The organism is Puia sp., assembly GCF_035546395.1.
In the GTDB taxonomy this organism is placed as follows: domain Bacteria; phylum Bacteroidota; class Bacteroidia; order Chitinophagales; family Chitinophagaceae; genus Puia.
Genome location: NZ_DASZXR010000011.1, coordinates 26345 through 51181, shown reverse-complemented (window position 1 = coordinate 51181; position 24837 = coordinate 26345). Strand labels below are relative to the sequence as shown.

The following is a 24837-nucleotide window of genomic DNA, read 5'->3' as shown; positions in this document are numbered from 1 at the left end:
CTCGTCGACTACAGGGGTGCGCCATCCGGCCCAATCACCCCCGTCCACGCACTGGCCAGCTTCTTCTGCAAGGTCCAATGAAACCCAAACGGATCCCAAAAAGATCCCTGCCGATACCCATATTCAAAGTCCTTCATCGGCTCAATAAGTCGCGCACCTGCCGCTAAAGCCTTGTCCATCAACGAGTCCGGATCATCCAAAAACAACCCCAACTCCACCGTCGTAGTCGCGGCCGTCTCAGGCGCCCCCTCATGAAGATGAAAAAGAGCCCCCTGTAACGACAACTCCGCCACATGGATCGACCCGTCCTCATTCTTCACAAGCAGCACTTCCTCCACGCCGAAGGCGCTTTTGTAAAACTCCAACGCCGGTGCCACCACTTTTAACTTCAACAAAGGTGCAAATGCCGTCATATATTAAGTTGTTGATTCCAAAGCTCGGATCGAATCCGCCACCAGCCACCCACTCGTCCAGGCATGCTGAAAATTGAATCCCCCGGTCACCCCATCCACATCTAGTATCTCCCCCGCAAAGTACAGCCCCGGCGCCTTCCGGCTCTGGCAACTCCCCGCATCCACCTCCGAAAGCCGAACTCCCCCGGCCGTCACAAACTCCTCCTTGAAGGTCGTCTTCCCCTTCACCGTAAAGGTAGCCGCACAAAGCAACCCCGCCAAGCGATTTTGATCCCGAATGGGCAGATCCGCCCACCGGATGTCCGTTTTGACCCCCGAAATGCCAAGCCAATACTCCCAGAGCCGCCGGGGTAGCCCCAACGGCGGCCCGGAACCCACCATCCTCGGCGCCCATTCGTATCGCAGCTCCTGCAGCCGGTCCCGCACCTCCTGCTCAGAGAATTCCGGCAGCCAGTTGACAACGATCGAAAACTGGTATTCCCGCGCCGCCAGCTCCCGCGCCCCCCAGGCCGACAACCGCAGCACGGCTGGACCGCTAAGTCCCCAATGAGTTATCAGTATGGGCCCCTTCTCGACCAGCTTCGTACCCACGACCTTTACCTGCGCCAGAGGCACCGACACCCCCATCAACCCCACGATCCCATCCCCCGGCATGTTAAAGGTAAAAAGCGACGGCACCGGTTCCTCGATCGTATGGCCCAATGCCCGGATCCAGTCGAACATCCCCGATTTCGGATACCCGCCGCATGCAATACACACATAATCAGCCGCCAACGAACGCCCGTCCGCCAGCGTCACCGTAAAGCCCGTATCGCCCTTCAAAATACCCTTCACCTCCGCATGCATCCGCACCTCTACCCCGTAAGAATTCACCTCCCGCATCAAACTATCAATGATCGTCTGCGACGAATCCGTCACCGGGAACATCCGCCCATCCTCTTCCGTCTTCAACTCCACTCCCCGCTCCCGGAACCAGTCGATCGTATCGGTCGTGAACCACCGGTGAAACGCCTTCCGCACAAAATGCTGTCCGCGTGGATACCGCGCCGCCATCGAAGCGATGTCAAAACAAGCATGCGTGACGTTACATCGCCCTCCACCGCTCACCTTGACCTTGCTCAACAGCTTACCCGTCTTCTCCAGCACGGTCACGCGCAACCCCGGGCTCATCCGCGCCGCATTCACCGCGCAAAAGATCCCCGCGGCCCCGCCGCCAATTACAATAAGTTCCCTGGCCATGATTTAGGACGGCAGCGCCGCTGCCCGTCCGACAAAAAGATGAGGATTGGCTGCCTCGGCAGCCTCGATAATGGAATAATCGGAAAGAATATCCGCCTTCCCCTTACGCACCGCTACATCATGCTCAAAATGCACCGAAGGCTGATGATCCGTCGTCCGCACCGTCCACCCATCACTCTCCGTATAGACATCCCGCTTGCCGAGATTGATCATCGGTTCGATCGCAAGTACCATCCCCTCCTTCAGCTTCGCCCCCGTGCCCCGGCGCCCATAGTTCGGCACCTGCGGGTCCTCATGCAGGCTCTTGCCCAGCCCGTGCCCAACCAGCTCCCGGACCACACCATAACCGTATTTCTTGGCCGTATACTCTTCTATCGCAGACGAGATGTCCCCTACTCTGCCGCCGGCAACCGCCTTCTCGATCCCCTTATAAAGGGATTCCTTCGTCACCTGGATCAATTGAACCGTCTCCGGCCCCGGATCGCCGATCGCAAAGGTATACGCATGATCCCCATGCCATCCCTTCTTGATGACCCCGATATCCACCGAGATGATATCCCCTTCGTTCAAGGCCTTCCCATTCGGAAAACCATGTACGACCACATCATTCACCGAAGTACAGGAATTGAACGGATATCCCCGATAGTTCAGGAACGACGGAATGCCGCCATTATCGCGGATAAACGTCCCGATCAGCTTGTCCAGCTCGAGCGTCGTGATCCCCGGTTTCAGCACGCGCGCTACCTCCGTCAGGGTCTTGCTGACCAGCAGGGCGGCATCCCGCATCAATTCAATTTCAGCCGAATTCTTATAATGAATCATAGTCGTAAAATTGCGCGAATAGGTCTAACCAGCCAAACTAGCCCTATTCGCGCAAACGGCTAATGTCTGACCTTCGGTCGAACCGCTTCCAGCGGTTCTTATAAAAAGACCTGTCAGGAGGTCTAATTCCTAACAGGTCACTATAGTAAAAAGTTTATTGATCCTAAATGACGGCATTGGACACAGAGGACGCACGCCCCTGGATCCTTCCGCTCTTCATCAACCCGTCGTACTGACGCATCAACAGCTGAGTCTCTATCTGTTGGAGGCTGTCCAGGATAACACCCACCATGATCAGCAGGCTGGTACCGCCAAAGAAAGAAGCAAAACCCTGGGTGATATTCAGCCGCTGGGCAAAGCCAGGCAGGATACCAACTATAGCCAGCAGGACGGCGCCCGGAAGCGTTATCTTATCCATCACCGATCCGATATAGTCCGCCGTCGGCTGCCCCGGTTTCACGCCCGGTATAAAGCCGTTGTTCCGTTTCAAATCGTCCGCGATCTGCTTCGGGTTAAAGATCAACGCCGTATAGAGGAAGGTAAAGCCAACCACGATCACACCGTAGATCACCATATGAATATAGTCCCGGGGATCCGAGAAAAGCCGGGCAAGCCCCTTCGTAGTTTCAAAGCTGGCGAAAATGGTAGGCAGGAACATGATCGCCTGCGCAAAGATGATCGGCATCACACCGGCACTGTTCACCTTCAAAGGCAGGAACTGCCGCGCCCCACCAAACTGCCGGCTGCCGACGATCTGCTTGGCGTAGTTGACCGGCACCTTGCGGACACCCTGGATCAATACGATAAGCCCCATAATGATCGCCACCAACACAGCGATCTCGATAACAAACACCAGGATACCACCGCTGCCGGTAGCTACCTTGGCATTCCACTCCTGTACAAAGCTGCGCGGCAACCGGGCCAGGATACCGATCATGATGATCAGCGACTGACCGTTACCCAATCCTTTGTCCGTTATCTTCTCACCCAGCCACATGACAAACAGCGTACCTGCCGTCAGCACGATCGGGGTAGTCAGCCAGAAATAAGCGCTGAAGGAATCGAGGATCGCATCCTTGCCAAGTCCCTTCAAATAAGTCACATACGCATACGCCTGCACAAAGGTTACGATCACCGTGAGGTAACGCGTGTATTGATTGATCTTCTTCTGCCCACTCGCACCCTCCTTCTGGATCTTCTGCATCTGCGGGATCAGGATCGTCATCAGCTGCATAAAGATGGAGGCGGAAATATAAGGCATGATCCCGAGCGCCAGGATCGACGCCTGTGAGAAGGCGCCACCCGAGAACGCGTCGATAAGCCCAAGCGCACCACCCTTGGAATTGCTGCTCAGCGCACTGAGCTTATTCGGATCGATCCCCGGCAATACGATGTAGGTTCCAAGCCGGTAAACGAAGATCAGGGAGAAAGTAACGATGATCTTACTTTTCAGATCCTCGATACTCCATATATTTCTAAGTGTCTGTACTAGTTTCTTCACGGAACAATGCAATTAATAGATAAGCAAAAAAGGACGCCCCAAAAAGCCACGCATAGTAGGGCAAGGGCGTCCATGCAAGTTACAGAAAATTGTGCAGAAATGCCCTTGGGCAAAAATAAGGGCATTTCCTGCAAAGATCTAATGTCTGTCCTTCGGACGCGCCGCTACCGCGGCTATGGTTATTTCACAATTTCTATTGTTCCGCCAAGGCCTTCGATAGCCGTTTTGGCCTTGCCGCTGATAGCGTGCACCCGGAAACTGAACTTACCCTTCAGGTCCCCGTTGCCAAGGATCTTAACGAGATCGGTCTGGCTGATTAACCCGTTGATATACAGATTTTCAGGTGTGAATTCGGTGATCCCGTACTTCTCGGCCAGCTGATCCAGCTGACCCAGGTTGAACACCTTGTACTCGACACGATGGACATTATTGAAACCACGCTTCGGGATACGACGCTGGATCGGCATCTGGCCACCTTCGTGCGCCATCTTGCGCTGATAACCGGCACGGCTCTGACCACCCTTGTTGCCCTTGGTCGAAGTACCACCCTTACCGGATGCTTCACCACGGCCCAAACGCTTTTGTCTATGTGTTGCGCCTTCTGCAGGCTTGATCTCGTGTAATTTCATGATTGCTGATTTTTACTTACGGGGAATCGCCCCTCGCTGCACACCGGGCTGGTTTACCACCCAAAAGAACCCATCCCGGTGTGCGGCTAATGATGGGCCTTCGGCCGGTGGACCCGTGGTCCACCCTGAAATTATTTTACTTCTTCTACAGTCACCAGGTGCGTCACCTTACGGACCATACCCAGGATTTGCGGAGTAGCTTCCACTTCCTTCGTAGCATGAAGCTTGTTCAGACCGAGCGCCTTCAGCGTCTGCTTCTGACGCTCCGGACGGTCGATGCCGCTCTTTACTTGCGTGATCTTGATCTTTGCCATAGAAAACAAATATTATCCGTTGAATACTTTCTTTAATGAGAGATGACGGGTACGGGAAACATGGATGGGTTCACGCAACATGGCGAGTGCCTTGAAAGTCGCTTTAACCACATTATGAGGATTCGCAGAACCCAGCGACTTGGCCAGAACGTCCGTTACACCGGCGCTTTCCAGCACAGCACGCATAGAGCCCCCGGCGATCACACCGGTACCATGAGCCGCCGGCTTGATCAGCACCTTCGCAGCACCTTCCTTGGCCAGCTGGTCGTGAGGAATGGTCCCATGCATCACAGGCACCTTGATCAGGTTCTTCTTGGCATCCTCGATCCCCTTGGTGATCGCTTCCTGAACTTCCTTGGCCTTGCCAAGACCGTGACCAACAACGCCGTTCTCGTTGCCGACTACCACCAATGCAGAGAAGCTGAATGCCCGGCCACCTTTGGTCGTCTTTACCACACGATTTATAGCAACCACTTTCTCCTTCAGTTCCAGGTCACCGGCCTTAACTCTGTTTAAGATTACTTTTGACATTGTAATTATTTACGAAGCTTATTAGACAATATTATTAGAAACTCAGTCCCCCCTCACGCGCGCCGTCGGCAACAGCCTTCACCCGGCCATGATAGAGATAGCCGCCACGATCGAACACCACATCCTTCAGCCCCAGCTCGCTGGCCTTACGGGCGATCGCACCGCCGACCAGCTTGCTCTTCTCCGACTTGGTCCCCTTCTGCGCAGCGATATCCTTATCCTTGGAAGAAGCCGAAGCCAGCGTCCTGGCGTTATCGTCGTCGATCAGTTGAACATAGATATCCGTGTTGCTCCGGAATACCGACAGACGGGGGCGCTGAGCAGTCCCGGCGATCTTCTTGCGGACGCGGAATTTGATTTTCTCTCTTCTGAGTGCTTTCGTAACCATGATATTTTATTTATAGGCCGTGATTCCAGCCACAGCCCAATTTCCAAAAAATTATTTACCGGCAGCCTTACCAGCCTTCTTCCGAACCACTTCACCGACATAACGGACACCTTTACCCTTGTAAGGCTCAGGCTTACGCAGGCTGCGGATCTTCGCGGCAACCTGGCCGATCAGCTGCTTGTCGACGCCTTCCAGCGTGATCTTCGGGTTCTCACCCTTTTCCTGCGACGTAGCCAGCTTCAGCTCCTTGGGGATCTCGAAAATGATATTGTGAGAATAACCAAGAGCGAGGTCCAGCACATTGCCCTGGTTCGAAGCCTTGAAACCGACCCCGATCAGCTCCAGCTGACGCTTGTAGCCATCGGTCACACCCTTCACCATATTGAACACCAGCGCACGATAAAGACCGTGCAACGCCCGGTGACGGATCTGGTCCGTAGGCCGCGTGAACTCGAGATGATCTTCCTTTACTTCAACCTTGATATCCCGGTCTATCGCCTGCTTCAACTCGCCCTTCGGCCCCTTCACCGTCAAAACATTGTCAGAACTTACCGTCGCAGTCACACCCTTCGGCAGGGTCACCGGCTGTTTACCTATACGAGACATACTCTATAAATATTTAAGTGTTATGGTATCACTGCCGGCCGGTCAGCCCGTATAGGTACAGGCTTAATGTACCGACAGCTCATCGAAAAACTAATAAATGTACGCAAGCACCTCGCCGCCGACATTCTGAGCCTTGGCTTCCTTGTCGGTCATCACCCCCTTCGAAGTGGAGATGATCGCAACCCCCAAACCGTTCTTTACACGAACGAATTCGGCAGGGCTCGCATACTGGCGAAGACCCGGACGGCTCACCCGCTCCAACGACTTGATCGCGGGCTCCTTCGTGGCCGGATCATACTTCAGAGCGATCTTGATGACGCCCTGCTTGCTGTCATCCTCGAATTTATACTTGAGGATATACCCCTTATCGTAAAGGATCTCCGTCATACGCTTCTTCAGATTCGAAGCCGGGATCTCCACGATCCGGTGGTTCGCCATCTGCGCATTACGGATTCTCGTCAGAAAGTCTGCTATTGGATCAGTAACCATTGTCAGTGTTCAGTTTTCGCGGACCACAGGTCCGCAGTGTTATAATTTTTTTTACAATGCGATATCCCATCAATCACCACAACGAGATTACCAGGACGCTTTCCTGACACCCGGGATCTTACCCTGCAGCGCCATATCGCGGAAGATCACCCGGGAGATACCGAAGTACCGGATATACCCGCGGGGACGGCCTGTCAGCTGGCAACGGTTCTTCAGCCTTACAGGAGATGCATTCCTGGGCAACTGATCCAATGCCTTATAATCGCCGGCGGCTTTTAAAGCGGCGCGCTTCTCAGCATACTTGGCCGATAACGCTTCCCTTTTCTTTTGTCTCGCCTTTACAGACTCTTTAGCCATGTTTTATTACTTTTTAAGTTTTTTTAGTCTCTCTTGATATTACGGAAAGGCATGCCCAGCTCCTTCAACAGCTCGTAAGCCTCTTCGTTGGTACCCGCCGTCGTAACGAAGGTGATATCCATACCGGTGATCTTATTCACCTTGTCGATGTCGATCTCCGGGAAGATGATCTGCTCGGTGATCCCCAGCGTATAGTTGCCGCGGCCATCGAAAGATTTCTCATTGATCCCCTTGAAGTCACGAACCCGGGGCAGCGCCGTGGAAACCAGGCGATCCAGGAATTCGAACATCTTCTCGCCACGCAGCGTGACCCGCGCACCGATCGGCATATTCTTACGAAGTTTGAAGTTGGAGATGTCCTTCTTCGACTGCGTCGTAACAGCCTTCTGACCGGTGATCATCGTCAGCTCGTCAACAGCTACCTCGACAAGCTTCTTGTCGGTAACAGCCCCATTGACGCCGCGGTTGATACATATCTTCTCCAGCTTCGGCGCCTGCATGATCGTGCTATAGCCGAACTTCTTCATGAGGGCAGGTACAACTTCCTTCTTGTACTTTTCTGCCAGACGCGGAGTGTATTTTACAGTACTCATTTGATTACCTCCCCAGATTTTTTAGCGATTCGAACTAATTTCCCATTCTCCCGGCTGCGCTTTACCTTGGTAGCGCCACCCGTCTTCGCATCGAACAACTGGATGTTCGAAATGTGAATGGGAGCTTCCTTCTTCACGATGCCACCCTTGGTGTTCTGTGCCGAAGGTTTGGTGTGCTTGGTCACGATATTTACCCCCTCGACCAGAACCTTGGCCTCGTCGGGATAAACTTCCAGGACTTTCCGGGCCTTCTTAGGGTCCTTGTCGTCACCGGTGATGACTACCACGCTATCACCTTTTTTAATATTGAACTTGGGTTTGAATCTGTTGCTCATTTTTATATGTTTTTACAGCACTTCAGGTGCAAGGGAGATAATCTTCATATATCCTTTGTCGCGCAGCTCCCTGGCGACCGGCCCGAAGATACGGGTGCCGCGGGGCTCGTCGGAGGCATTCAGCAATACCACTGCATTGTCGTCAAAGCTGATATAGCTGCCATCCTTACGGCGCAATTTCTTCTTGGTGCGAACGATGACGGCCTTGGCGACAGTGCCTTTTTTGATACCGCCGGAAGGCAACGCATCCTTCACGGTGACTACGATCTTGTCGCCGATGCCCGCATAGTCCTGCCCGCTGTTCCCCAATACCCGGATGCACAGCACCTCTTTGGCGCCGCTGTTATCAGCCACATTTAATCTGCTTTCTTGCTGAATCATTTTATTCTAGCTTTATAAACTTAAATAATATTATTTAGCCTTCTCGACCACCTCGACCAGGCGCCAGCGCTTTGTCTTGCTCAGCGGACGGCTCTCCATGATCTTCACGATATCACCTACGGTGCACTCATTCTTTTCATCATGAGCGTGGAAGCTGGTAGTCTTCTTTACGAACTTACCATAGATCGGGTGCTTCACCTTACGTTCAACAGCCACGGTGATGGTCTTATCCATCTTGTTGCTCTTCACAACCCCGATCCTCGTCTTGCGCAAATTTCTTTCAACCATTGTATTAGCTTTTTGCATTTATAACTTACGCCTTAACAGCGACTTTTTGGGCCAACGCCGTCTTCAGACGGGCAATGTCTTTTCTCAAAGAGCGGATGCTCATCGGATTCTCCAGCGGAGAAATAGCATGCGCAAACTCCAGCTTCTTCAGGCGCTGCTCGTCTTCCTGGATGCGCGCCTGCAGGTCATTCTCATTGAGGTCCTTCAGGCTGTTATTAAAGTCGATTCTCTTTGACATCTTATTTTGATTTTACTCTTTCCTACTTGTCGTGAACCTGCGGTTCACCATTTGTGAAGCTTTAATGTCCGCCCTTCGGGCACCGCCCCTCCGGGGCAGGTCTTAGGCAACAACATCGCGACGAACAATGAATTTCGTCTTGATCGGCAGCTTCTGCGCAGCCAGCTCAAGCGCTTCCTTGGCCACGGCCAGAGGAACACCGTCCGCTTCGAACAGGATACGACCCGGCTCGACTACAGCCGCCCAATACTCGGGGTTACCCTTACCTTTACCCATACGCACCTCCAACGGCTTCTTCGTGATCGGCTTGTCGGGGAATACCCGGATCCAAACATTCCCTTCACGCTTCATAGCGCGGGTCAGCGCCTGACGGGCAGCTTCCAGTTGACGATTGGTCAGCCAGATAGCCTCCAGGGATTTCAAAGCATACGAACCAAACGAGATAGTGTCTCCTCTCTTAGCCACCTCACGGATCCGGCCTTTCTGTGCTTTCCTATGCTTGGTTCTTTTAGGTTGTAACATCTTGAAATTATTTGCTGGTTACTTGTTTCTTTTTAATATAAATGCCCTCAATAGCCTACCGCCGGCCACCGCCGCCGCTCGGACGACGATCCCCGCCGCCACGATGGTCGCCGCCGCCACGACGGTCTCCACCACGATCCCCACCGCCACGACGCTCGCCGCCGCGATGATCGCCACCACGACGATCGCCGCGATGACCATGATCGTCACCATCCCTTCTGTCCCGGCGATCGCTAAGCCCGCCTTCCTTACCACCGACAAAGTTCGGGTTCAGATCCCTCTTCGCCAGTACTTCACCCTTACAGATCCATACCTTGATACCGATCTTCCCGTACACCGTCAGCGCGAACACATTCGCATAGTCGATGTCCATCCGCAGCGTGTGCAACGGCGTACGACCCTGCTTGATCTCCTCCGTACGGGCAATTTCAGCACCGCCCAGACGGCCGCTCACCTTGATCTTGATCCCCTCGGCGCCCATCCGGAGCGCGGAAGCGATCGCCATCTTGATGGCGCGTTTATAGTTGATACGATTCTCGATCTGCCGGGCAATGGTGTCACCCACGATATTCGCATCGAGCTCAGGACGACGGATCTCCAGGATATTGATCTGGACATCGTCCTTCCCCGTCAGCTTCTTCAACTCTTCCTTGATACGATCCACCTCACCACCGCCTTTACCGATGATGATACCGGGCTTCGAAGTGTGGATCGTCACGATCAGCTTGTTCAGCGTACGCTCGATCACGATCTTCGCAATCCCGCCCTTATTGATACGGGCATTCAGGTAGGTCCTGATCTTGTTGTCCTCGATCAACTTGGAAGCATAGTCTTTCTTGCTGCCGTACCAGTTGGACTCCCAACCGCGGATGATCCCTAACCTGGCCCCAATTGGATTCGTTTTCTGACCCATATTATTCTTGAATAAGTTTTATCTGATTAGTTTTCCGACACTTTTTGATCAACGATAATGGTTACGTGGTTGCTCCGCTTGCGGACACGATAACCTCTACCCTGCGGGGCCGGGCGCATCCGCTTCAACGTACGTCCACCGTCAACAAAGACCGTCTTCACCACCAGGGCGGCATCGGCCGCACTCTGACCTTCATTCTTCTGCTCCCAGTTCTTTACGGCGCTCCACAACAACTTATGCAGGGGAGTGGAAGAATGTTGCGGATGGTGCTCCAGCAATGCCAGGGCTTTCTCAACATGCATACCGCGGATCTCATCAGCCAGTAAGCGCATCTTACGGGGCGACGTCGGGTAATTTCTCAATTTAGCTACTGCTTCCATTGTTATAGTTTTACGCTTACGCGATCTTTTTACTCGAATGTCCTTTAAAGTTTCTGGTCGGAGCAAACTCCCCCAGCTTATGTCCCACCATAAACTCCGTTACATACACCGGGATGAACTTGTTCCCGTTGTGCACCGCCAGCGTATGCCCCACGAAATCGGGAGTAATGGTGCTGCGGCGGCTCCAGGTTTTGATCACCCCTTTCTTGGCAGTCCCTTCATTGATCGACAGGATCTTCTCTTCCAGGTTGGAGTCTACGTAAGGACCTTTTTTAATTGAACGACCCATAATAGATGATTATAAATTATTTCGACAATTTTTTACCGTTCTTCCGTTGGATGATCAGCTGATCCGAGCCCTTGCCCTTCTGACGGGTCTTCAGACCGCGGCTGTACTGAGCATTCCTGCTCCGGGGCTGACCACCGGATGCCTTACCTTCACCACCACCCATCGGGTGATCCACAGGGTTCATCGCGACACCACGGTTACGCGGGCGGATACCCCTCCAACGGTTACGGCCGGCCTTACCCATGCTCTGCAGCGAGTGATCGCTGTTCGATACCACCCCAACCGTAGCATAACAGTTGATCAACACCTTACGCAGTTCGCCTGAAGGCATCTTCAACACGGCATATTTCTCTTCCTTGTTCGTCAGCTGAGCGGAAGTACCGGCGCTGCGCACCAGCTTACCACCCTGGCCAGGCTGCATCTCGATATTGTGGATGTTGGTACCCAGCGGCATGTTCTTCATCTGGAGAGCATTGCCAACCTCGGGCGCCACCGTATCGCCGGACAGCACCGTAGCGCCAACCTGCAAACCCTGCGGAGCCAGGATATAACGCTTCTCACCATCGGCATAATGAAGCAGCGCGATGAAAGCCGTACGGTTCGGATCATATTCGATCGACGCAACGGTAGCAGGGATCTCCTTCTTGTTACGCTTGAAATCGATCACCCGGTACATCTTCTTGTGACCGCCGCCGATATACCGCATCGCCCTGCGGCCCTGGATATTCCGGCCACCGGTGGACTTCTTCTTCTCCAGAAGGCTCTTCTCCGGCGCATCGGTGGTTACTTCGGCATAGGCGTTACCAATCCTCCAGCGGGTCCCAGCGGTGATCGGTTTGTATTTCTTCAGTGCCATGTTGGTTCTACTTTAATATTTTATATTAGATACTTGCGTAAAGATCGATCGCCTCTCCTTCAGCCACCGTTACCAGCGCCTTCTTGTAAGCAGGCTTGCGGCCCTGTACATACCCGGCCTTCGTAAAGCGGGTCTTGTTCTTACCCGGCACCACGACCGTGTTCACATCCACCACCTTGACACCGTAGAAATCCTCCACAGCCTTCTTGATCTCCAATTTGTTCGCCTTACGGTTGACACGGAAAGCATAGCGGCGCAGTTTGTCCTGCTGGGCATTTGCCTTTTCCGTCAGTATCGGTTTTACTAAAACTTCAGAGAGTTTCATCTCTTATAAATTTTTCTAATTAACGAAATTAAGCTTCTTCATTCTCGGCAAAGATCTTCGCCGCACCTTCGCTCAACACCAACACTTCCGCGTTTACGATGTCATATGTATTGATGTCGGTCAGCACCGTGCCCTCGACCTTCGGAAGGTTACGCAGGCTCAGGTACAGGTTGCGATCGTATTCCGCAGGCAGCACGAACAGCACCTTCTTACCGGCAGCATTCAGCTTGGTCAAAGCATCAGTGAACGTTTTGGTCTTGGGAGCATCAAGCTTGATGTCCTCGACAACCACGATCGCCCCAGCCTTGGCCTTGTGAGCCAGCGCAGAGATCTTCGCCAGATCCTTCACCTTCCGGTTCAGCTTGAAATCATAGTCGCGGGGCTTCGGTCCAAAGATGGTGCCACCGCCCTTGTACAAAGGGTTACGCAGGTTACCCTTACGGCTGCCCCCCGTTCCCTTCTGACGATGCAGCTTCTTGCTCGAACCCTTCACTTCCAGCCGGGTCTTGACCTTGTGCGTACCCTGACGCTGCGCGGCCAGGTACTGCTTGACGGCCAGGTAGATCACATGATCGTTCGGCTCCGCGCCAAAGATCTCCTCGGGCAATTCCACCGTCCGGCCAGTCTTCTTTCCTTCTATATTTAAAACATCTGCTTGCATGATAGTCAAATTAAAAGTTGTTACTTCTGAATAAAGACAATTGAACCGATATGACCAGGAACAGACCCGCTCACCAGGATATAGTTCTTCTCAGGGAAGATCTTCACCACCTTCAGGCTCTTCACCTTCACGCGGTCGCCGCCAAGACGGCCCGCCATGCGGACACCCTTCATAACGCGGCTGGCGTCTGAAGAGTTACCCAGCGAACCCGGTGCCCGCTGACGGTCGTGCTGACCGTGAGTAGCCTCACCGACACCGCTGAACCCGTGACGCTTGACGACACCCTGAAAACCCTTACCCTTCGATGTGCCCACAACCTCGACCTTCTCACCTTCGGTGAAAATGTCTACGGTAACGGACTCACCAAGAGTCTTGGCTATGGAAAAATTGCGGAATTCTTTTACGAACTGTTTGGGAGATGTGTTGGACTTGGCGAAGTGATTTTTTTCAGCTGCAGTAGTGTGCTTCTCTTTCTTGTCGCCAAATGCTAATTGGAGGGAAGTGTACCCGTCAGTTTCCTGGGTCTTCACCTGCGTAACGACGCAGGGACCCGCTTCAATGATCGTGACGGCTGTTTGCTTGCCGTCAGGACTGAAGACGCTGGTCATCCCGATCTTTTTACCAATAATGCCTTTCATTTTCTTAAAAAATTTGTGCCATCGGGTATGAGACAGAGCATAGACTTACTGCAGGCATGCAGCATCGATCTACATCTTCAATCCCTCGTTTGCAGCCGACCTTTTCTTTGCGCCACCCTATGGTGAACAGAAGTACCGGCAGTAAACAAACCCAGAACGGCTTGTTCATATGTAAACTCACTTGCGCGAGCATTTTACCATTATGCTATCCAGCGCTGCTTTATCCTTACAGGAGTTTGCAGATGGATGAAAGAACTATTGACCGCCCGCGGCCCACTAACCCAAAGCCGTCAGGCTTTGATCTCGACATCCACCCCACTCGGCAGATCCAGCTTCGACAACGCATCCACCGTCCTCGAAGAAGACGTATAGATATCCAACAAACGCTTGTGCGTATGCAGTTGGAACTGCTCACGAGCCTTCTTGTTTACGTGCGGCGAACGCAGTACGGTGAAGATCTTCTTACGCGTAGGTAAGGGAATAGGACCCGTTACCACAGCCCCGGTACTACGTACGGTTTTGACGATCTTTTCAGCGGATTTATCCACCAAATTGTGATCGTATGACTGTAATTTGATTCTGATTCGTTGAGACATAAGCCAAATCCCATTTTTTCGAATGGGATGCAAAGGTATGCATTTGTTTGCCTCGCTCCCAAAAAATAGGCAGGTTTTTTAGAAAAAACCCCAAATTACCGGCCTCCGCCCGGACAGTTCCGCCGCAGAAAGTCCGTATACAACAACGCCAGGTGCCGCCTGGTCCCATCCCCCTCGTATATCCCATGACTCCGGTTCGGATAAGCCATAAAAGAAAAGACCTTCCCAGCCGCGATCAAAGCATTCAAAAGCCGCTCCGCATTCTGGTAATGCACATTGTCGTCCCCTGTCCCATGAATATATAAAAGATTGCCTTTCAAATTTTTAGCATAAGTAATAGGCGACCCCGCCACAAAATCCTCCCGGTTCTCCTGCGGCAATCCCATATACCGCTCCTGGTAAATATTGTCATAGCTCAACTGGTTGCCCACCGCCGCCACCGCAATCCCCGTCTTGTAGATCTCCGGGTACTGGAACAGCAGGTTCAACGTGCTCGACCCTCCCCCACTCCAACCCCAGACCGCCACCCGGCTGCTGTCCACGAACGGCCACTTCAGTATCTCCCTGGCCGCCATCGCCTGGTCCCGGATATTGAGCCGCCCGATCTGCCGGTAAATGGCCTTCCGCCAGGCCCGCCCCTTCGGCGCCGGCGTCCCCCGGTTGTCCACGCTCAGGTAGATATACCCGTCCGCCGCCATATCTCCCGTATACAGGAAATTGTTCCCGACCCCATACTCGTCCCGCACCGTCTGGTCGGCCGGCTCCCCATAGACGTAAAAGACCACAGGATAACGCTTCGTCGAGTCAAACGGCGCCGGCTTCACCATCCAGCCATCCATCACCACCCCGTCCACCGTCCGCACCTTGAAGAACTCCACCTTCTTCTTCACACCACCACCATCGCCGCCAGTCGCCTTCGCCAATGAAACATGCCCGGGCAAACCTACCATCTCCTGTCGCTCCTCCTGGTTGGCGCTACTGTACGTATGCAGCGCAAACCGGGCCCCGGGAGAAACATCGTAGGAATGCGTCCCCGATTCGCTGAGCGGCGTCAGCCGCTCAGCCGCCCCCTTCCCATCCAGCCGCGTCCGGTACAAATATCGTTGCGTAGCATTGGCCGGGCTCGCCAGAAAATACAACCACCCACCCTTCTCATCCACCCGGCTCAGCCCCATCACATCATAGTCCCCCCTTGTCACCAAAACTTCCTTGCGCCCGTCCCGGCTGATCCGGTAGACATGCCGCCAACCATCCTTCTCCGACACCCAAAGAAACTCCTTGCCGCCCGCGATCCAGTCCCACCCCGCAATCACCCCGCCCTGCCAGACATCCTTGCAGTCGATATAGGCGCTGTCCCGCTCGTCATAAATCTCCGTCGTCCTGCCGGTAGCCACCTCGCCAAGGAAAAGCTTGCTCTCATTCTGCTTCCGGTTCAGCTGCTGCAGGACCAGCTCCGTCGAATTCGCCGCCCATTCCATCCGCGGGAGGTAAGTCTGCTGCGGATCGCCGGGAATGTCCAGCCACCGGTTCACCCCCGTCACCACATCGACAACGCCGATCCGGTATGGCGAAGGCGATTCCCCCGCAACCGGGTACTCGACCGGCACTACAAAGGGATAGGTCGAATCCGTCGTATTGATCATCAGATAGTCCTTGATCTTGTTGGCATCGATCTGCCAGTAAGCAATATGCTGCCCGTCCGGACTCCAGCGAAATCCATCCCGGCAGTCCAGCTCCTCCTCATAGGCCCAGTCGAACGTGCCGTTGATCAGCTTCGGCGTCCCCCCGGTGGAGGTCAGACACTTCGCCAGCCCCGTCGACAGGTCTTCGACATAGACATTGTGCTCGCTGGAATACGCCACCCTCGATCCGTCCGGCGAGAACTTCGCAAATTGCAGCGAAGCCGGCGGCCGCTCCCGGCCCACGGGCAATAATTCCCGTTTTCCGAGATCCAACACCCAGTAATCCCCCCGGGTATCATACCTCCATACCCGCTTGGCATTGGTATACACCAGCAGCTTCCGCCCATCGGCCGAAAAAGAAAAGTCCCGGACGTTCAAAGGCCGCCCATGCCCCACCGGCCGCAACAGGTCAGCCGCCACCACCACCGTCTCCCGGCTCTCCGGCAGATCCACCCGCACGATCGATCCCTCCTTCACCTTGTAATAGGAAGTCCCCTCGGTATTCCACTTCAACAACGTAGACCCCGGCTGCGCATAGCCGCCAAAAGACAATAACAGGAAGCCAAAGAATAGATAACGCATAAGAACAAACTTACAACAAAAAAGGGCCACAGACCCTTTGGCCGAAGGCCCATCATTAACTGTTTTTGTGGCGAAGGGGCTTTTAACCAAACCCGAAGCCGCAAAAACAAAGCCCGGCATCCGCCGGGCCCGGTTAGTGAATTAAAAGCATGGCGCTTAGCGGCGAGCCCAATGACCCCGCCTCCAATACTCCCCACGGCGCTCCCGCACCCAGTGACCGGGGATCCAAACCCAACCCGGATGGGGCGGCATAGCCCAATGCCCACCGACGGCCACATACGTACCGCCGCGTGCCTCCCACTCCTCATCGATCCACACATGCCGCGGACTCGGCGCCACCGGACGCGCAACAGGACGCCATACCGGCCTTACAGAAACATAGACCTGGGCAGAAGCCGCCATAGTACCGGCGCCGACCATCAAAAGAACCAGAAATGCCAGTTTTACAACTTTACTTTTCATATGTTGGTTTTTAAGTATGACTATTGGATAGTCATAGGTCAGCAAGGTTAAAACGGTCCAATGTAAAAATTATTACAAAAAAAGAACCCCATCCAAAGAGGATGGGGCTCCGGCATATAAAAGAATTGTATTATTCTTACGCGTTCACCTTCTTACCCTTCACCTTCGCGATCACCTCTTCGGCGATATTGTTCGGTGCCGGGGCATAGTGAGAGAACTCCATGGTCGAAGTGGCACGGCCGGAACTCATGCTCCGCAGCTCGGTTACATAACCGAACATCTCCTTCAGCGGCACCTTGGCCTTGATCACCTGCAGGTTGTTACGGCTGTCCATCCCTTCAAGGATACCCCGGCGACGGTTCAGGTCACCCGTGACATCACCCATGTATTGGTCGGGAGTCAGCACTTCCACCTTCATGATCGGCTCGAGGATGATGGGCTTCGCCTTGGCGCCCGCTTCCCGGAAACCGGACTTGGCGCAAAGTTCGAAGCTCATGGCATCGGAGTCCACATCGTGGTAGCTGCCGTCGAACACCCTTACTTTCATGCTGGTCAGCGGATAGCCGGCCAGAACACCCGTCGTCAGGCAGGATTCAAAACCCTTCTGGATGGGTTGGATGAATTCCTTGGGGATACTTCCACCGAAGATATCGTTGACGAACTGGAATTCCTTGCCCTCGTTCTCCTTCAGCCATTCTTCATCGGCAGGCCCGATCTCGAACTGGATGTCGGCGAACTTACCACGACCACCCGTCTGCTTCTTCAACACCTCACGATGCTGAATGGACTTGGTGAACGCTTCCTTATAGGCCACCTGGGGTGCACCCTGGTTGACTTCTACCTTGAATTCCCGCTTCATCCGGTCGATGATGATCTCGAGATGCAGCTCACCCATCCCGCGAAGGATGGTCTGACCCGTATCTTCATCGGTATTGACGCGCAGCGTGGGATCTTCTTCCACCAGCTTGGAGATAGCCATCCCCATCTTATCGACGTCCGCCTGTGTCTTAGGCTCGACGGCGATAGCGATAACCGGCTCGGGGATGAACATATTTTCCAGCGTGATCGGATGATCTTCGTCACACAGCGTATCCCCGGTCTTGATTTCCTTGAAACCCACAGCCGCGCCGATATCGCCGGCCTCGATAAAGTCTATCGGGTTCTGCTTGTTGGCGAACATCTTCATGATTCGGCTGATCCGCTCCTTCTTACCGCTACGCACGTTCAGTACATAGCTGCCCGCATCCAGGTGACCACTGTAACAGCGGAAGAACGCCAGGCGGCCAACGAAGGGGTCCGTCATGATCTTGAACGCAAGCGCCGCAAAAGGTTCTTTCGGGCTTGCCTTCCGGGTCAGCGTCTCACCGGTGTTCGGGTCTGTACCAACCGTATCTTCGATATCCAGCGGCGAAGGGAGATAACGGCAAACCGCGTCAAGCGCAGTCTGTACGCCCTTGTTCTTAAAGGAGCTTCCGCACATCATCGGAACGATGCTCAGATCCACCGTGGCCTTCCGGATCGCCTCGTGCATCTCGGCTTCCGTAATGCTATCGGGGTTCTCGAAGAATTTCTCCATCAGGTGGTCGTCGTACTCAGCAACGGCTTCCACCAGCTTCGCCCGCCATTCCAACACTTCTTCCATCATATCGTCCGGCACCGGGATCTCGTCGAAGGTCATGCCTTCCGTCTCCATATGCCAGATAATACCCTTCATCTTGATCAGGTCGACCACGCCCTTGAAGTCATCTTCGGCGCCGATCGGCAGCTGCAAGGGAACGGCCTTCGCACCAAGCATCTCGCGAACCTGGTTGACTACCATCAGGAAGTCGGCGCCGCTCCGGTCCATCTTGTTCACAAAGCCGATCCGGGGAACCTTGTAACGGTTGGCCTGGCGCCAAACGGTCTCGGACTGGGGCTCCACGCCGTCAACAGCCGAGAACAGGGCGATCAGCCCGTCCAGTACACGCATCGAACGCTCCACCTCTACGGTGAAGTCCACGTGACCCGGAGTATCGATAATGTTGAAATAGTATTTTTTGGTATTGGCATCCACCTTACCCTTGTCGGTAGGGAAATTCCATTGGCAGCTGACGGCAGCAGAGGTGATCGTGATACCCCGCTCCTTCTCCTGCTCCATCCAGTCGGTGGTAGCTGCACCATCATGCACTTCCCCGATTTTATGAATCATCCCTGTGTAGCGCAGGATCCGCTCCGTGGTGGTGGTTTTACCGGCGTCGATATGGGCCGCAATCCCGAAGTTTCTTTGAAATTTTAAGTCTGCCATAATATTATTTGAAAAGATGCGCAAAGGTACGCATTTTAAATATAAAAAGAGGCCGCTGGCGGCCTCTTTTTATATTTACTTTATAATCAATTTATACCTTAAAATGCGCAAAGGCCTTGTTCGCCTCCGCCATCCGGTGGGTATCCTCTTTTTTCTTGAAAGCACCACCCTCACCCTTGCTGGCCGCGACGATCTCCCCGGCAAGCTTTTCAGCCATGCTCCGGCCGTTGCGCTCGCGGCTGTAACGGATCAGCCACTTCATGCTCAATGAGATCTTCCGGTCAGGACGAACCTCGGAAGGAATCTGGAACGTAGCACCACCGATCCGACGGCTCCGAACCTCAACGGCCGGGGTCACGTTCGACAGGGCACGCTTCCAAATATCGTAACCATCTTCGTTGGTCACCTTGGCAACCTTCTCCAGGGCGTCATAGAAGATGTTGTACGCAGTGTTCTTCTTACCCTGCCACATCAGGTTGTTCACAAAACGGGTCACCAGGATGTCATTATACTTAGCGTCGGGGGCCAGCGGTATTTTTTTGGGTTGCGTCTTCCTCATTGTATCTTGAAATTATATCAATTAGTTGTTTTTATTTCTTTCCTGCAGGTTTAGCCGCGGCGCCCTTTGCACCCGCCTTTTCCTTCTTCGTACCATACTTGCTCCGGCTCTTCTTCCGGTCCTTCACACCCGCCGTATCAAGGCTGCCCCGAACGATGTGGTAACGAACACCCGGTAAATCCTTAACACGGCCACCACGGATCAGCACGATCGAGTGCTCCTGGAGATTGTGCCCCTCCCCCGGAATATACGCGATCACCTCCACCTTGTTCGTCAGACGAACCTTAGCTACCTTACGCAGCGCGGAGTTCGGCTTCTTGGGCGTGGTCGTGTAAACACGGGTGCAAACCCCACGGCGCTGCGGACAAGCGTCCAAAGCCCGGGATTTACTCTTTGCACGGATAATCTCTCTTCCTTTTCTTACTAATTGCTGTATGGTAGGCATTCTGAACCTATTTATTTTTGGGACTGCAAAAGTACAGTCCGTTAGCTTACATTCCAAATTTATCTACTGAATTTAGTACCTAAACCGCAAACATCCAACCCCTCGTATCCGCCCTCCGGCCCTCCCGGATATCCGTCAACACCCGCTTCACCATCGGCGCCACAACCCACTTATCCGTATCGAGCTTCATCGTATAGTCCTCATAAACAAGCTCTTTGATCATCGAAATGGTCGCCGCGGTCCCCGTTCCGAACATCTCCTTCAATTCCCCCGCCTGCCAGGCCCTGACCACATCGTCAATATTGATGGGGCCCTCTTCAACCGTATACCCCTCGTCCCGCAACACCTCTATCGCACTGTCCCGGGTAACCCCCTCCAGGATGGTCCCCTGCTCCAGGTCCGGCGTCAGCACCTTGTCGCCGATCATAAAGAACACATTCATCGTCCCGATCTCCTGCACATATTTATGTTCGAACGCGTCCGTCCACAACACCTGGTCAAAACCCCGCTGCCTGGCCACCGCGGTCGCCAGCATGCTCCCGCCATAATTACCCGCAGCCTTGGCAAACCCAAAACCACCCCGCGCCGCGCGCGTATATTTCTCCTCCACATAGATCCGCATCGGAGCCGAATAGTACGGGCCCGTCGGACTCAACAGGATCATGAACTTATAAGTGTCCGAAGGCTTCACCCCGATCGCATCGTCCGTCGCAAACATGAACGGCCGGATGTACAGGGAAAAATCATTCTTCATCGGGATCCAGTCCCGGTCAACATCGATCAGCCTCCGCATCCCCTCGATAAAAAGATCCTCCGGTACCGCCGGCATCATCATCCGCTCGGCGGAAATATTGAATCTCCGGTAATTATCATACGGCCGGAAAATGAACGGCTTCCCGTCCCGGTCCTTATACGCCTTGATACCCTCGAAGATGGACTGACCATAATGCAGCGCCGACAATGCCGGCGAAAGCTCCAGCGGCTGATACGGCCTGATCCGCGCCTGGCCCCACTCGCCGTTCGCATAATCCACTTCCAACATGTGATCGGTGAAATACTTGCCAAAGGGAAGATTATCAAAATCGATCTCGTGAACTCTCGTCTTCCCCGATTTCGTAACTTGGATATCCAGGGCTGCAATCATACGTAGGTAAATTTTGTATCCACAAAGAAACGAACAATCTTTATGTCATCCAAATCAAAAACTAACACCTGTTAGTAAATGGCCCGGAGGGCCGTCGGCCGAAGGCCAGACATTGGCGTATCGTTGGAGATTCGCTACTTTTGTCAAAGCGAATCTCCAACGCATAATATGTCAATCAACAACATCGTACTATCTGATCTATTGGTCCGGGAGCTATACGGCAACACCGCGCTCGTCCCTCCCACGAACCCGCCCGTCGCGGCAAAGCCAGCGCCCATCCCATCCCAACCCGCATCCGCAGCACCCGCAGAACCCCAGGGATATAAATTCCTCGGAAAAAACAACCGCGGCATCGCCATCATCGTCGACACCCCCGGAGCCGCCTTCCTCCCCGACCCTCAGCTGGAGTTCCTCACCAAAATACTCGAAGCCTGCCGCATGAACATCGGCGACGTCGCCATCGTCAACCATCATACCGCCCCCGTCGCCATCGCCGCACTCCGCCAACAACTGCAACCGCAAAACGTCCTCCTTTTCGGCATCGAACCCACCGCCATCCGCCTCCCGATCAACTTCCCGGAGTTCAAGATCCAACCCTATGACCAATGCACCTATCTCTCCGCCCCACCCCTCCAACAACTGGTAGCCAACACCCCCGATGCCAAACTGCTGAAAAGCAAGCTCTGGGTCTGCCTCAAAACCCTCTTCGACGTATGAACAACGCCCCCGCCATGGCCGACAAACCCCGCATCATCTTCGCCACCAACAACGAACACAAGGTCACAGAGATCCAGTCCGCCATCGGTGACAAAATAAACATCGTCAGCCTCAAGGCCGCCGGTATCGACATCGATATCCCCGAACCCCACGAGACCATCGAGGCAAACGCCACCGAAAAGTCCACGACCATCCACAAGTTGACCAACGGGAACGTCTTCAGCGAAGACACCGGCATCGAAGTGGCCGCCATCGGCGGCGAACCCGGCGTACACAGCGCCTACTACGCCGGCGAGGAAAGATCCGCAGAAAAGAACAACGCAAAAGTTCTCCAAAAGCTCGGCGACAATCCAAATCGGAAAGCACGCTTCCGCACCATCATCTCCCTCATCTGGAACGGCCGCGAACATCTCTTCGAAGGCGTCACCGAAGGCCATATATTAATGGCGCCCGCCGGTTCCCAGGGCTTCGGCTACGATCCCATCTTCGTCCCCAACGGCGAAACCCGCTCCTTCGGCCAGATGACGCTGCAGGAAAAGAACAGATACAGTCATCGCCGGATAGCCGCCGACAAATTGGTGGCTTTTCTTCAAACCCAAATAGCATAGCCATGCCAAGGATCAAACTGACGATGCCCACCCATTTCTCCTTCACCGCGGAGATCCCCATCCGCATCACCGATATCAACGTCGGCGGTCATGTCGGCAACGACTCCGTCCTCTCCCTCATCCACGAGCTAAGAGTAAAATTCCTCCGCCACCACGACTACCAGGAGTTGGACATGGCCGGCGTCGGCCTCATCATGTCCGACGTCACCATAGAATTCAGAAGCGAACTGTTCTACGGCGATACCCTCCGCGGCTCCATCGCCGCCGCCGAATTCTCCCGCGTGGGATTCGATCTGTATTATAAGCTGGAAAAATTAACCAATGAAAAATGGGTGGCCGTCAGCTTCGCCCGCACCGGCATGGTCTGCTTTAATTACGCCACAAAAAAGATCGCCCCCGTTCCAAAGGAGGCGATAAACAAATTATTGTCCTAAATAGAGTTCCAGATCCGCCAACTCTCCTCCGCCTGCAGGAGCAGCATCTCGTGCCCATTCTCCACCACCGCCCCACGCTCTTCGGCCTTCAAAAGAAATAAGGTCCTGGCAGGATTGTAGATAAGATCAAAGAAATAGTGTTGCGACCCCACCGCCTCATATGGCAGCAAAGGGCATTCGTCAACGCGCGGATACATCCCCAAAGGCGTCGTATTCACCACCAGCGTATGCGAACGAAGTACCGCCGCATCCACCTGCTCATACCCCAGGTCACTCGTCCCCTCCCGCGGCCGCCGCGTCACCAACCGGTATGCGAGGCCCAGCTTCCCCAGCACATACTCCACCGCCTTTGAAGCCCCGCCCGTCCCCAGCACCAATGCCTGGCGATGATGCGAGGCCAGCTTCGGCAACAACGACCGCTCAAAACCCACCACATCGGTGTTATGCCCAACACGCCGCCCGCCGTCGATCCGGATGCAATTACAGGCCCCAATGGCCGCAACCACGGGACTCCGTTCATCCAGGAAGGACAAGACCTGCTCTTTATATGGTATAGTGACATTGAGCCCGCAAAGCTCGGGATCAGCCAGAACAGCCGAAAGCTCCCCGATCGAAGCAATAGGAAAATTAGAATAGGCGCAATCCGTGATCCCCTCCCGCCCGAACTTCTCCGTAAAATACTTCTGCGAAAAAGAATGCGTCAGCGGATACCCGATCAGCCCATACCGCCTCATCGCATGGCGCCTTTATCCAGGAATAAATGGAAAGTATCTCCCCGTAACCCTACCCGCATCGCTTCCATCGCGATCACTTCGGTCGGGGCAATATTGCCAAGGTTGACATTGCAACCGATCAGCTCGATAAAATACAACTGCTGCGCCTTCTGTGGAGCCTCCCAAAGGATCCGCTCGGCAGGGATCTGCGTCAGTATCTCCTGCACAAGCCCTTCCCGGACCTCGCCGCTGCCACGATAGATACCCACATTACCCGCCTCACGCGCCTCGGCGATCACATAAGAGGCGCCCGCGCCCAACTCCGCCGACATCAGCTCGATCCATTTATAGGGCGGAATGATATGCGCCGCATCCTTGCTGCCCACCTCGCTGAAAACCGTCCCATACTTGGTCAGCTTCTCGATATACCCGCACTTCTCCGAATGGGGGATCGTAATGCTCCCATCGCTCACCTCCATATGGGTGATGCCATATTCTTTAAGGACGGCAATATAGTCATCCAACTGCCCCCGGATCAGGAATGCCTCGAAAAGAGTACCGCCAAAATACACCGGGAGTCCAAATGATTGATATACTTCGATCTTCTCCCGGAGATTGGGAGTCACGAAAGAAGTCCCGAAACCCAGCTTCACCACATCCACATGCGGATGCGCCACACTCAAAAAATTCTTCGCCTCATCGACGCTCAACCCTTTGTCCATTACCATCGTAATCCCATTCTGCCGTGGCTTTCCCAGCCGCTCCGGCATCTGCGTGAGTTTAAAATTCATCCTGTTGTTTTATTGAGTCCGTAATCTGATTTCTGTTTTCCCCGGCAAAGCCCACCCCCCTCGCGCAACCGCCACAAACGCCTGTACGGCCTGCCCCGGTCACTCCGCAAAA

35 protein-coding genes and 1 pseudogene are annotated in these 24837 nt (G+C 54.1%); 3 read left to right on the top strand and 33 right to left on the bottom strand.

Translation table 11 applies throughout. From position 1 onward, the window contains the following. Positions 1 to 8 precede the first annotated feature (8 nt). From VHE34_RS10915 to VHE34_RS10765, 31 genes and pseudogenes are all read right to left on the bottom strand, one after another. Positions 9 to 413 carry a VOC family protein gene (locus VHE34_RS10915; protein WP_325587686.1) on the bottom strand — a complete coding sequence of 135 codons (405 nt, stop codon included), beginning with the start codon at positions 411 to 413 and terminating at the stop codon, positions 9 to 11. Positions 414 to 416: 3 nt separating this feature from the next. After that, a complete protein-coding gene (locus tag VHE34_RS10910) occupies positions 417 to 1652 on the bottom strand; it encodes an NAD(P)/FAD-dependent oxidoreductase (RefSeq protein WP_325587684.1) in 1236 nt (411 codons plus the stop codon). Positions 1653 to 1655: 3 nt separating this feature from the next. Continuing rightward, entirely contained in the window at positions 1656 to 2474 is an 819-nt protein-coding gene (map, locus tag VHE34_RS10905; protein WP_325587682.1) for a type I methionyl aminopeptidase, read from the bottom strand. 163 nt (positions 2475 to 2637) lie between these two features. After that, complete coding sequence (secY, locus tag VHE34_RS10900; RefSeq protein ID WP_325587680.1) at positions 2638 to 3975, bottom strand: preprotein translocase subunit SecY; 1338 nt, start codon at positions 3973 to 3975, stop codon at positions 2638 to 2640. A gap of 179 nt (positions 3976 to 4154) precedes the next feature. Continuing rightward, on the bottom strand, positions 4155 to 4604 hold the full coding sequence (gene rplO / locus VHE34_RS10895) for a 50S ribosomal protein L15 (protein ID WP_325587678.1): 450 nt from the start codon (positions 4602 to 4604) through the stop codon (positions 4155 to 4157). A 131-nt stretch (positions 4605 to 4735) separates the two neighbouring features. Next, the gene (gene rpmD, locus VHE34_RS10890; RefSeq protein WP_325587676.1) at positions 4736 to 4918 is read right to left on the bottom strand and encodes a 50S ribosomal protein L30; all 183 of its coding nucleotides are present in this window, start codon (positions 4916 to 4918) and stop codon (positions 4736 to 4738) included. Between the two features lie 12 nt (positions 4919 to 4930). Beyond that, complete coding sequence (rpsE, locus tag VHE34_RS10885; RefSeq protein WP_325587674.1) at positions 4931 to 5449, bottom strand: 30S ribosomal protein S5; 519 nt, start codon at positions 5447 to 5449, stop codon at positions 4931 to 4933. Positions 5450 to 5483: 34 nt separating this feature from the next. Next, positions 5484 to 5837 carry a 50S ribosomal protein L18 gene (gene rplR / locus VHE34_RS10880; RefSeq protein ID WP_325587672.1) on the bottom strand — a complete coding sequence of 118 codons (354 nt, stop codon included), beginning with the start codon at positions 5835 to 5837 and terminating at the stop codon, positions 5484 to 5486. 51 nt (positions 5838 to 5888) lie between these two features. Continuing rightward, positions 5889 to 6443, bottom strand: a complete 555-nt coding sequence (rplF, locus tag VHE34_RS10875; protein WP_325587670.1) for a 50S ribosomal protein L6 — start codon at positions 6441 to 6443, stop codon at positions 5889 to 5891. A gap of 90 nt (positions 6444 to 6533) precedes the next feature. Further along, a complete protein-coding gene (rpsH, locus tag VHE34_RS10870; protein WP_325587668.1) occupies positions 6534 to 6932 on the bottom strand; it encodes a 30S ribosomal protein S8 in 399 nt (132 codons plus the stop codon). A gap of 87 nt (positions 6933 to 7019) precedes the next feature. Further along, complete coding sequence (rpsN, locus tag VHE34_RS10865) at positions 7020 to 7289, bottom strand: 30S ribosomal protein S14 (RefSeq protein ID WP_325587666.1); 270 nt, start codon at positions 7287 to 7289, stop codon at positions 7020 to 7022. 23 nt (positions 7290 to 7312) lie between these two features. Beyond that, entirely contained in the window at positions 7313 to 7882 is a 570-nt protein-coding gene (rplE, locus tag VHE34_RS10860) for a 50S ribosomal protein L5 (protein WP_325587664.1), read from the bottom strand. Further along, positions 7879 to 8217: a 50S ribosomal protein L24 gene (gene rplX, locus VHE34_RS10855; protein ID WP_325587662.1), complete on the bottom strand. Its 339-nt coding sequence runs from the start codon at positions 8215 to 8217 to the stop codon at positions 7879 to 7881. Before rplX ends, rplE begins: the two co-directional genes overlap by 4 nt. A 12-nt stretch (positions 8218 to 8229) precedes the next feature. Further along, positions 8230 to 8598, bottom strand: a complete 369-nt coding sequence (gene rplN / locus VHE34_RS10850; RefSeq protein ID WP_325587660.1) for a 50S ribosomal protein L14 — start codon at positions 8596 to 8598, stop codon at positions 8230 to 8232. Between the two features lie 30 nt (positions 8599 to 8628). After that, positions 8629 to 8886, bottom strand: a complete 258-nt coding sequence (gene rpsQ, locus VHE34_RS10845) for a 30S ribosomal protein S17 (RefSeq protein WP_325587658.1) — start codon at positions 8884 to 8886, stop codon at positions 8629 to 8631. A 25-nt stretch (positions 8887 to 8911) separates the two neighbouring features. Next, positions 8912 to 9124, bottom strand: coding sequence for a 50S ribosomal protein L29 (rpmC, locus tag VHE34_RS10840; protein ID WP_325587656.1), 213 nt, complete (start codon positions 9122 to 9124; stop codon positions 8912 to 8914). A gap of 102 nt (positions 9125 to 9226) precedes the next feature. Further along, positions 9227 to 9646 carry a 50S ribosomal protein L16 gene (gene rplP, locus VHE34_RS10835; RefSeq protein WP_188938242.1) on the bottom strand — a complete coding sequence of 140 codons (420 nt, stop codon included), beginning with the start codon at positions 9644 to 9646 and terminating at the stop codon, positions 9227 to 9229. Between the two features lie 247 nt (positions 9647 to 9893). Next, positions 9894 to 10559, bottom strand: a pseudogene (gene rpsC / locus VHE34_RS10830) (30S ribosomal protein S3); the annotation flags it as partial. A 26-nt stretch (positions 10560 to 10585) separates the two neighbouring features. Beyond that, positions 10586 to 10939 carry a 50S ribosomal protein L22 gene (rplV, locus tag VHE34_RS10825; protein ID WP_325587651.1) on the bottom strand — a complete coding sequence of 118 codons (354 nt, stop codon included), beginning with the start codon at positions 10937 to 10939 and terminating at the stop codon, positions 10586 to 10588. Between the two features lie 16 nt (positions 10940 to 10955). After that, on the bottom strand, positions 10956 to 11228 hold the full coding sequence (gene rpsS / locus VHE34_RS10820) for a 30S ribosomal protein S19 (RefSeq protein ID WP_325587646.1): 273 nt from the start codon (positions 11226 to 11228) through the stop codon (positions 10956 to 10958). A 16-nt stretch (positions 11229 to 11244) separates the two neighbouring features. Next, entirely contained in the window at positions 11245 to 12084 is an 840-nt protein-coding gene (gene rplB / locus VHE34_RS10815) for a 50S ribosomal protein L2 (protein ID WP_325587644.1), read from the bottom strand. Positions 12085 to 12109: 25 nt separating this feature from the next. Continuing rightward, positions 12110 to 12409, bottom strand: a complete 300-nt coding sequence (rplW, locus tag VHE34_RS10810) for a 50S ribosomal protein L23 (RefSeq protein ID WP_325587642.1) — start codon at positions 12407 to 12409, stop codon at positions 12110 to 12112. A 28-nt stretch (positions 12410 to 12437) separates the two neighbouring features. Continuing rightward, positions 12438 to 13070, bottom strand: a complete 633-nt coding sequence (gene rplD, locus VHE34_RS10805) for a 50S ribosomal protein L4 (RefSeq protein WP_325587640.1) — start codon at positions 13068 to 13070, stop codon at positions 12438 to 12440. Positions 13071 to 13090: 20 nt separating this feature from the next. Next, positions 13091 to 13708 carry a 50S ribosomal protein L3 gene (rplC, locus tag VHE34_RS10800; RefSeq protein ID WP_325587638.1) on the bottom strand — a complete coding sequence of 206 codons (618 nt, stop codon included), beginning with the start codon at positions 13706 to 13708 and terminating at the stop codon, positions 13091 to 13093. Positions 13709 to 13998: 290 nt separating this feature from the next. After that, entirely contained in the window at positions 13999 to 14304 is a 306-nt protein-coding gene (rpsJ, locus tag VHE34_RS10795) for a 30S ribosomal protein S10 (protein WP_188938226.1), read from the bottom strand. Positions 14305 to 14399: 95 nt separating this feature from the next. Beyond that, positions 14400 to 16568, bottom strand: a complete 2169-nt coding sequence (locus tag VHE34_RS10790) for a S9 family peptidase (RefSeq protein WP_325587636.1) — start codon at positions 16566 to 16568, stop codon at positions 14400 to 14402. Positions 16569 to 16724: 156 nt separating this feature from the next. Continuing rightward, positions 16725 to 17030, bottom strand: coding sequence for a hypothetical protein (locus VHE34_RS10785; RefSeq protein ID WP_325587634.1), 306 nt, complete (start codon positions 17028 to 17030; stop codon positions 16725 to 16727). A 136-nt stretch (positions 17031 to 17166) separates the two neighbouring features. Beyond that, a complete protein-coding gene (gene fusA, locus VHE34_RS10780) occupies positions 17167 to 19314 on the bottom strand; it encodes an elongation factor G (protein WP_325587632.1) in 2148 nt (715 codons plus the stop codon). Between the two features lie 91 nt (positions 19315 to 19405). After that, the gene (rpsG, locus tag VHE34_RS10775; RefSeq protein WP_325587629.1) at positions 19406 to 19873 is read right to left on the bottom strand and encodes a 30S ribosomal protein S7; all 468 of its coding nucleotides are present in this window, start codon (positions 19871 to 19873) and stop codon (positions 19406 to 19408) included. Between the two features lie 31 nt (positions 19874 to 19904). Next, positions 19905 to 20318 (bottom strand): 30S ribosomal protein S12, encoded by a 414-nt coding sequence (rpsL, locus tag VHE34_RS10770; protein WP_188938214.1) that lies wholly within the window; start codon positions 20316 to 20318, stop codon positions 19905 to 19907. A 79-nt stretch (positions 20319 to 20397) separates the two neighbouring features. Continuing rightward, on the bottom strand, positions 20398 to 21462 hold the full coding sequence (locus VHE34_RS10765) for a branched-chain amino acid aminotransferase (RefSeq protein ID WP_325587625.1): 1065 nt from the start codon (positions 21460 to 21462) through the stop codon (positions 20398 to 20400). 168 nt (positions 21463 to 21630) lie between these two features. Here VHE34_RS10765 and VHE34_RS10760 point away from each other — a divergent pair, with 168 nt between their 5' ends. The 3 genes from VHE34_RS10760 to VHE34_RS10750 are packed head-to-tail and all read left to right on the top strand — an operon-like array spanning position 21631 to position 23221. Next, on the top strand, positions 21631 to 22179 hold the full coding sequence (locus tag VHE34_RS10760) for a hypothetical protein (RefSeq protein WP_325587623.1): 549 nt from the start codon (positions 21631 to 21633) through the stop codon (positions 22177 to 22179). Next, a complete protein-coding gene (gene rdgB / locus VHE34_RS10755) occupies positions 22176 to 22787 on the top strand; it encodes an RdgB/HAM1 family non-canonical purine NTP pyrophosphatase (RefSeq protein WP_325587621.1) in 612 nt (203 codons plus the stop codon). The genes VHE34_RS10760 and rdgB overlap by 4 nt, the downstream gene beginning before the upstream one ends. A gap of 2 nt (positions 22788 to 22789) precedes the next feature. Then, entirely contained in the window at positions 22790 to 23221 is a 432-nt protein-coding gene (locus VHE34_RS10750; protein WP_325587619.1) for a thioesterase family protein, read from the top strand. On the opposite strand, the gene aroE is transcribed toward VHE34_RS10750, so the two are convergent. Next, complete coding sequence (gene aroE / locus VHE34_RS10745) at positions 23218 to 23955, bottom strand: shikimate dehydrogenase (RefSeq protein WP_325587617.1); 738 nt, start codon at positions 23953 to 23955, stop codon at positions 23218 to 23220. The two genes, VHE34_RS10750 and aroE, sit on opposite strands and share 4 nt — an antisense overlap. After that, on the bottom strand, positions 23952 to 24725 hold the full coding sequence (locus VHE34_RS10740) for a phosphosulfolactate synthase (protein ID WP_325587615.1): 774 nt from the start codon (positions 24723 to 24725) through the stop codon (positions 23952 to 23954). The genes aroE and VHE34_RS10740 overlap by 4 nt, the downstream gene beginning before the upstream one ends. Between the last annotated feature and the right edge of the window lie 112 nt (positions 24726 to 24837).

Coding starts and splice junctions, on each gene's coding strand:
- rpsL (WP_188938214.1), bottom strand. CDS start 20,318: ATGCCTACCATACAGCAATTAGTAAGAAAAGGAAGAGAGATTATCCGT.
- VHE34_RS10765 (WP_325587625.1), bottom strand. CDS start 21,462: ATGATTGCAGCCCTGGATATCCAAGTTACGAAATCGGGGAAGACGAGA.
- rplD (WP_325587640.1), bottom strand. CDS start 13,070: ATGCAAGCAGATGTTTTAAATATAGAAGGAAAGAAGACTGGCCGGACG.
- rpsN (WP_325587666.1), bottom strand. CDS start 7,289: ATGGCTAAAGAGTCTGTAAAGGCGAGACAAAAGAAAAGGGAAGCGTTA.
- VHE34_RS10750 (WP_325587619.1), top strand. CDS start 22,790: ATGCCAAGGATCAAACTGACGATGCCCACCCATTTCTCCTTCACCGCG.
- rplC (WP_325587638.1), bottom strand. CDS start 13,708: ATGAAAGGCATTATTGGTAAAAAGATCGGGATGACCAGCGTCTTCAGT.
- rpsJ (WP_188938226.1), bottom strand. CDS start 14,304: ATGTCTCAACGAATCAGAATCAAATTACAGTCATACGATCACAATTTG.
- VHE34_RS10910 (WP_325587684.1), bottom strand. CDS start 1,652: ATGGCCAGGGAACTTATTGTAATTGGCGGCGGGGCCGCGGGGATCTTT.
- rplB (WP_325587644.1), bottom strand. CDS start 12,084: ATGGCACTGAAGAAATACAAACCGATCACCGCTGGGACCCGCTGGAGG.
- VHE34_RS10915 (WP_325587686.1), bottom strand. CDS start 413: ATGACGGCATTTGCACCTTTGTTGAAGTTAAAAGTGGTGGCACCGGCG.
- rplN (WP_325587660.1), bottom strand. CDS start 8,598: ATGATTCAGCAAGAAAGCAGATTAAATGTGGCTGATAACAGCGGCGCC.
- rpsQ (WP_325587658.1), bottom strand. CDS start 8,886: ATGGTTGAAAGAAATTTGCGCAAGACGAGGATCGGGGTTGTGAAGAGC.
- rpsS (WP_325587646.1), bottom strand. CDS start 11,228: ATGGGTCGTTCAATTAAAAAAGGTCCTTACGTAGACTCCAACCTGGAA.
- rpmC (WP_325587656.1), bottom strand. CDS start 9,124: ATGTCAAAGAGAATCGACTTTAATAACAGCCTGAAGGACCTCAATGAG.
- rplX (WP_325587662.1), bottom strand. CDS start 8,217: ATGAGCAACAGATTCAAACCCAAGTTCAATATTAAAAAAGGTGATAGC.
- map (WP_325587682.1), bottom strand. CDS start 2,474: ATGATTCATTATAAGAATTCGGCTGAAATTGAATTGATGCGGGATGCC.
- rpsH (WP_325587668.1), bottom strand. CDS start 6,932: ATGGTTACTGATCCAATAGCAGACTTTCTGACGAGAATCCGTAATGCG.
- rpsG (WP_325587629.1), bottom strand. CDS start 19,873: ATGAGGAAGACGCAACCCAAAAAAATACCGCTGGCCCCCGACGCTAAG.
- rplV (WP_325587651.1), bottom strand. CDS start 10,939: ATGGAAGCAGTAGCTAAATTGAGAAATTACCCGACGTCGCCCCGTAAG.
- rplE (WP_325587664.1), bottom strand. CDS start 7,882: ATGAGTACTGTAAAATACACTCCGCGTCTGGCAGAAAAGTACAAGAAG.
- rpsE (WP_325587674.1), bottom strand. CDS start 5,449: ATGTCAAAAGTAATCTTAAACAGAGTTAAGGCCGGTGACCTGGAACTG.
- VHE34_RS10760 (WP_325587623.1), top strand. CDS start 21,631: ATGTCAATCAACAACATCGTACTATCTGATCTATTGGTCCGGGAGCTA.
- fusA (WP_325587632.1), bottom strand. CDS start 19,314: ATGGCAGACTTAAAATTTCAAAGAAACTTCGGGATTGCGGCCCATATC.
- aroE (WP_325587617.1), bottom strand. CDS start 23,955: ATGAGGCGGTATGGGCTGATCGGGTATCCGCTGACGCATTCTTTTTCG.
- rplF (WP_325587670.1), bottom strand. CDS start 6,443: ATGTCTCGTATAGGTAAACAGCCGGTGACCCTGCCGAAGGGTGTGACT.
- rplP (WP_188938242.1), bottom strand. CDS start 9,646: ATGTTACAACCTAAAAGAACCAAGCATAGGAAAGCACAGAAAGGCCGG.
- rdgB (WP_325587621.1), top strand. CDS start 22,176: ATGAACAACGCCCCCGCCATGGCCGACAAACCCCGCATCATCTTCGCC.
- VHE34_RS10790 (WP_325587636.1), bottom strand. CDS start 16,568: ATGCGTTATCTATTCTTTGGCTTCCTGTTATTGTCTTTTGGCGGCTAT.
- rpmD (WP_325587676.1), bottom strand. CDS start 4,918: ATGGCAAAGATCAAGATCACGCAAGTAAAGAGCGGCATCGACCGTCCG.
- rplO (WP_325587678.1), bottom strand. CDS start 4,604: ATGAAATTACACGAGATCAAGCCTGCAGAAGGCGCAACACATAGACAA.
- VHE34_RS10740 (WP_325587615.1), bottom strand. CDS start 24,725: ATGAATTTTAAACTCACGCAGATGCCGGAGCGGCTGGGAAAGCCACGG.
- rplW (WP_325587642.1), bottom strand. CDS start 12,409: ATGAAACTCTCTGAAGTTTTAGTAAAACCGATACTGACGGAAAAGGCA.
- VHE34_RS10785 (WP_325587634.1), bottom strand. CDS start 17,030: ATGAAAAGTAAAGTTGTAAAACTGGCATTTCTGGTTCTTTTGATGGTC.
- rplR (WP_325587672.1), bottom strand. CDS start 5,837: ATGGTTACGAAAGCACTCAGAAGAGAGAAAATCAAATTCCGCGTCCGC.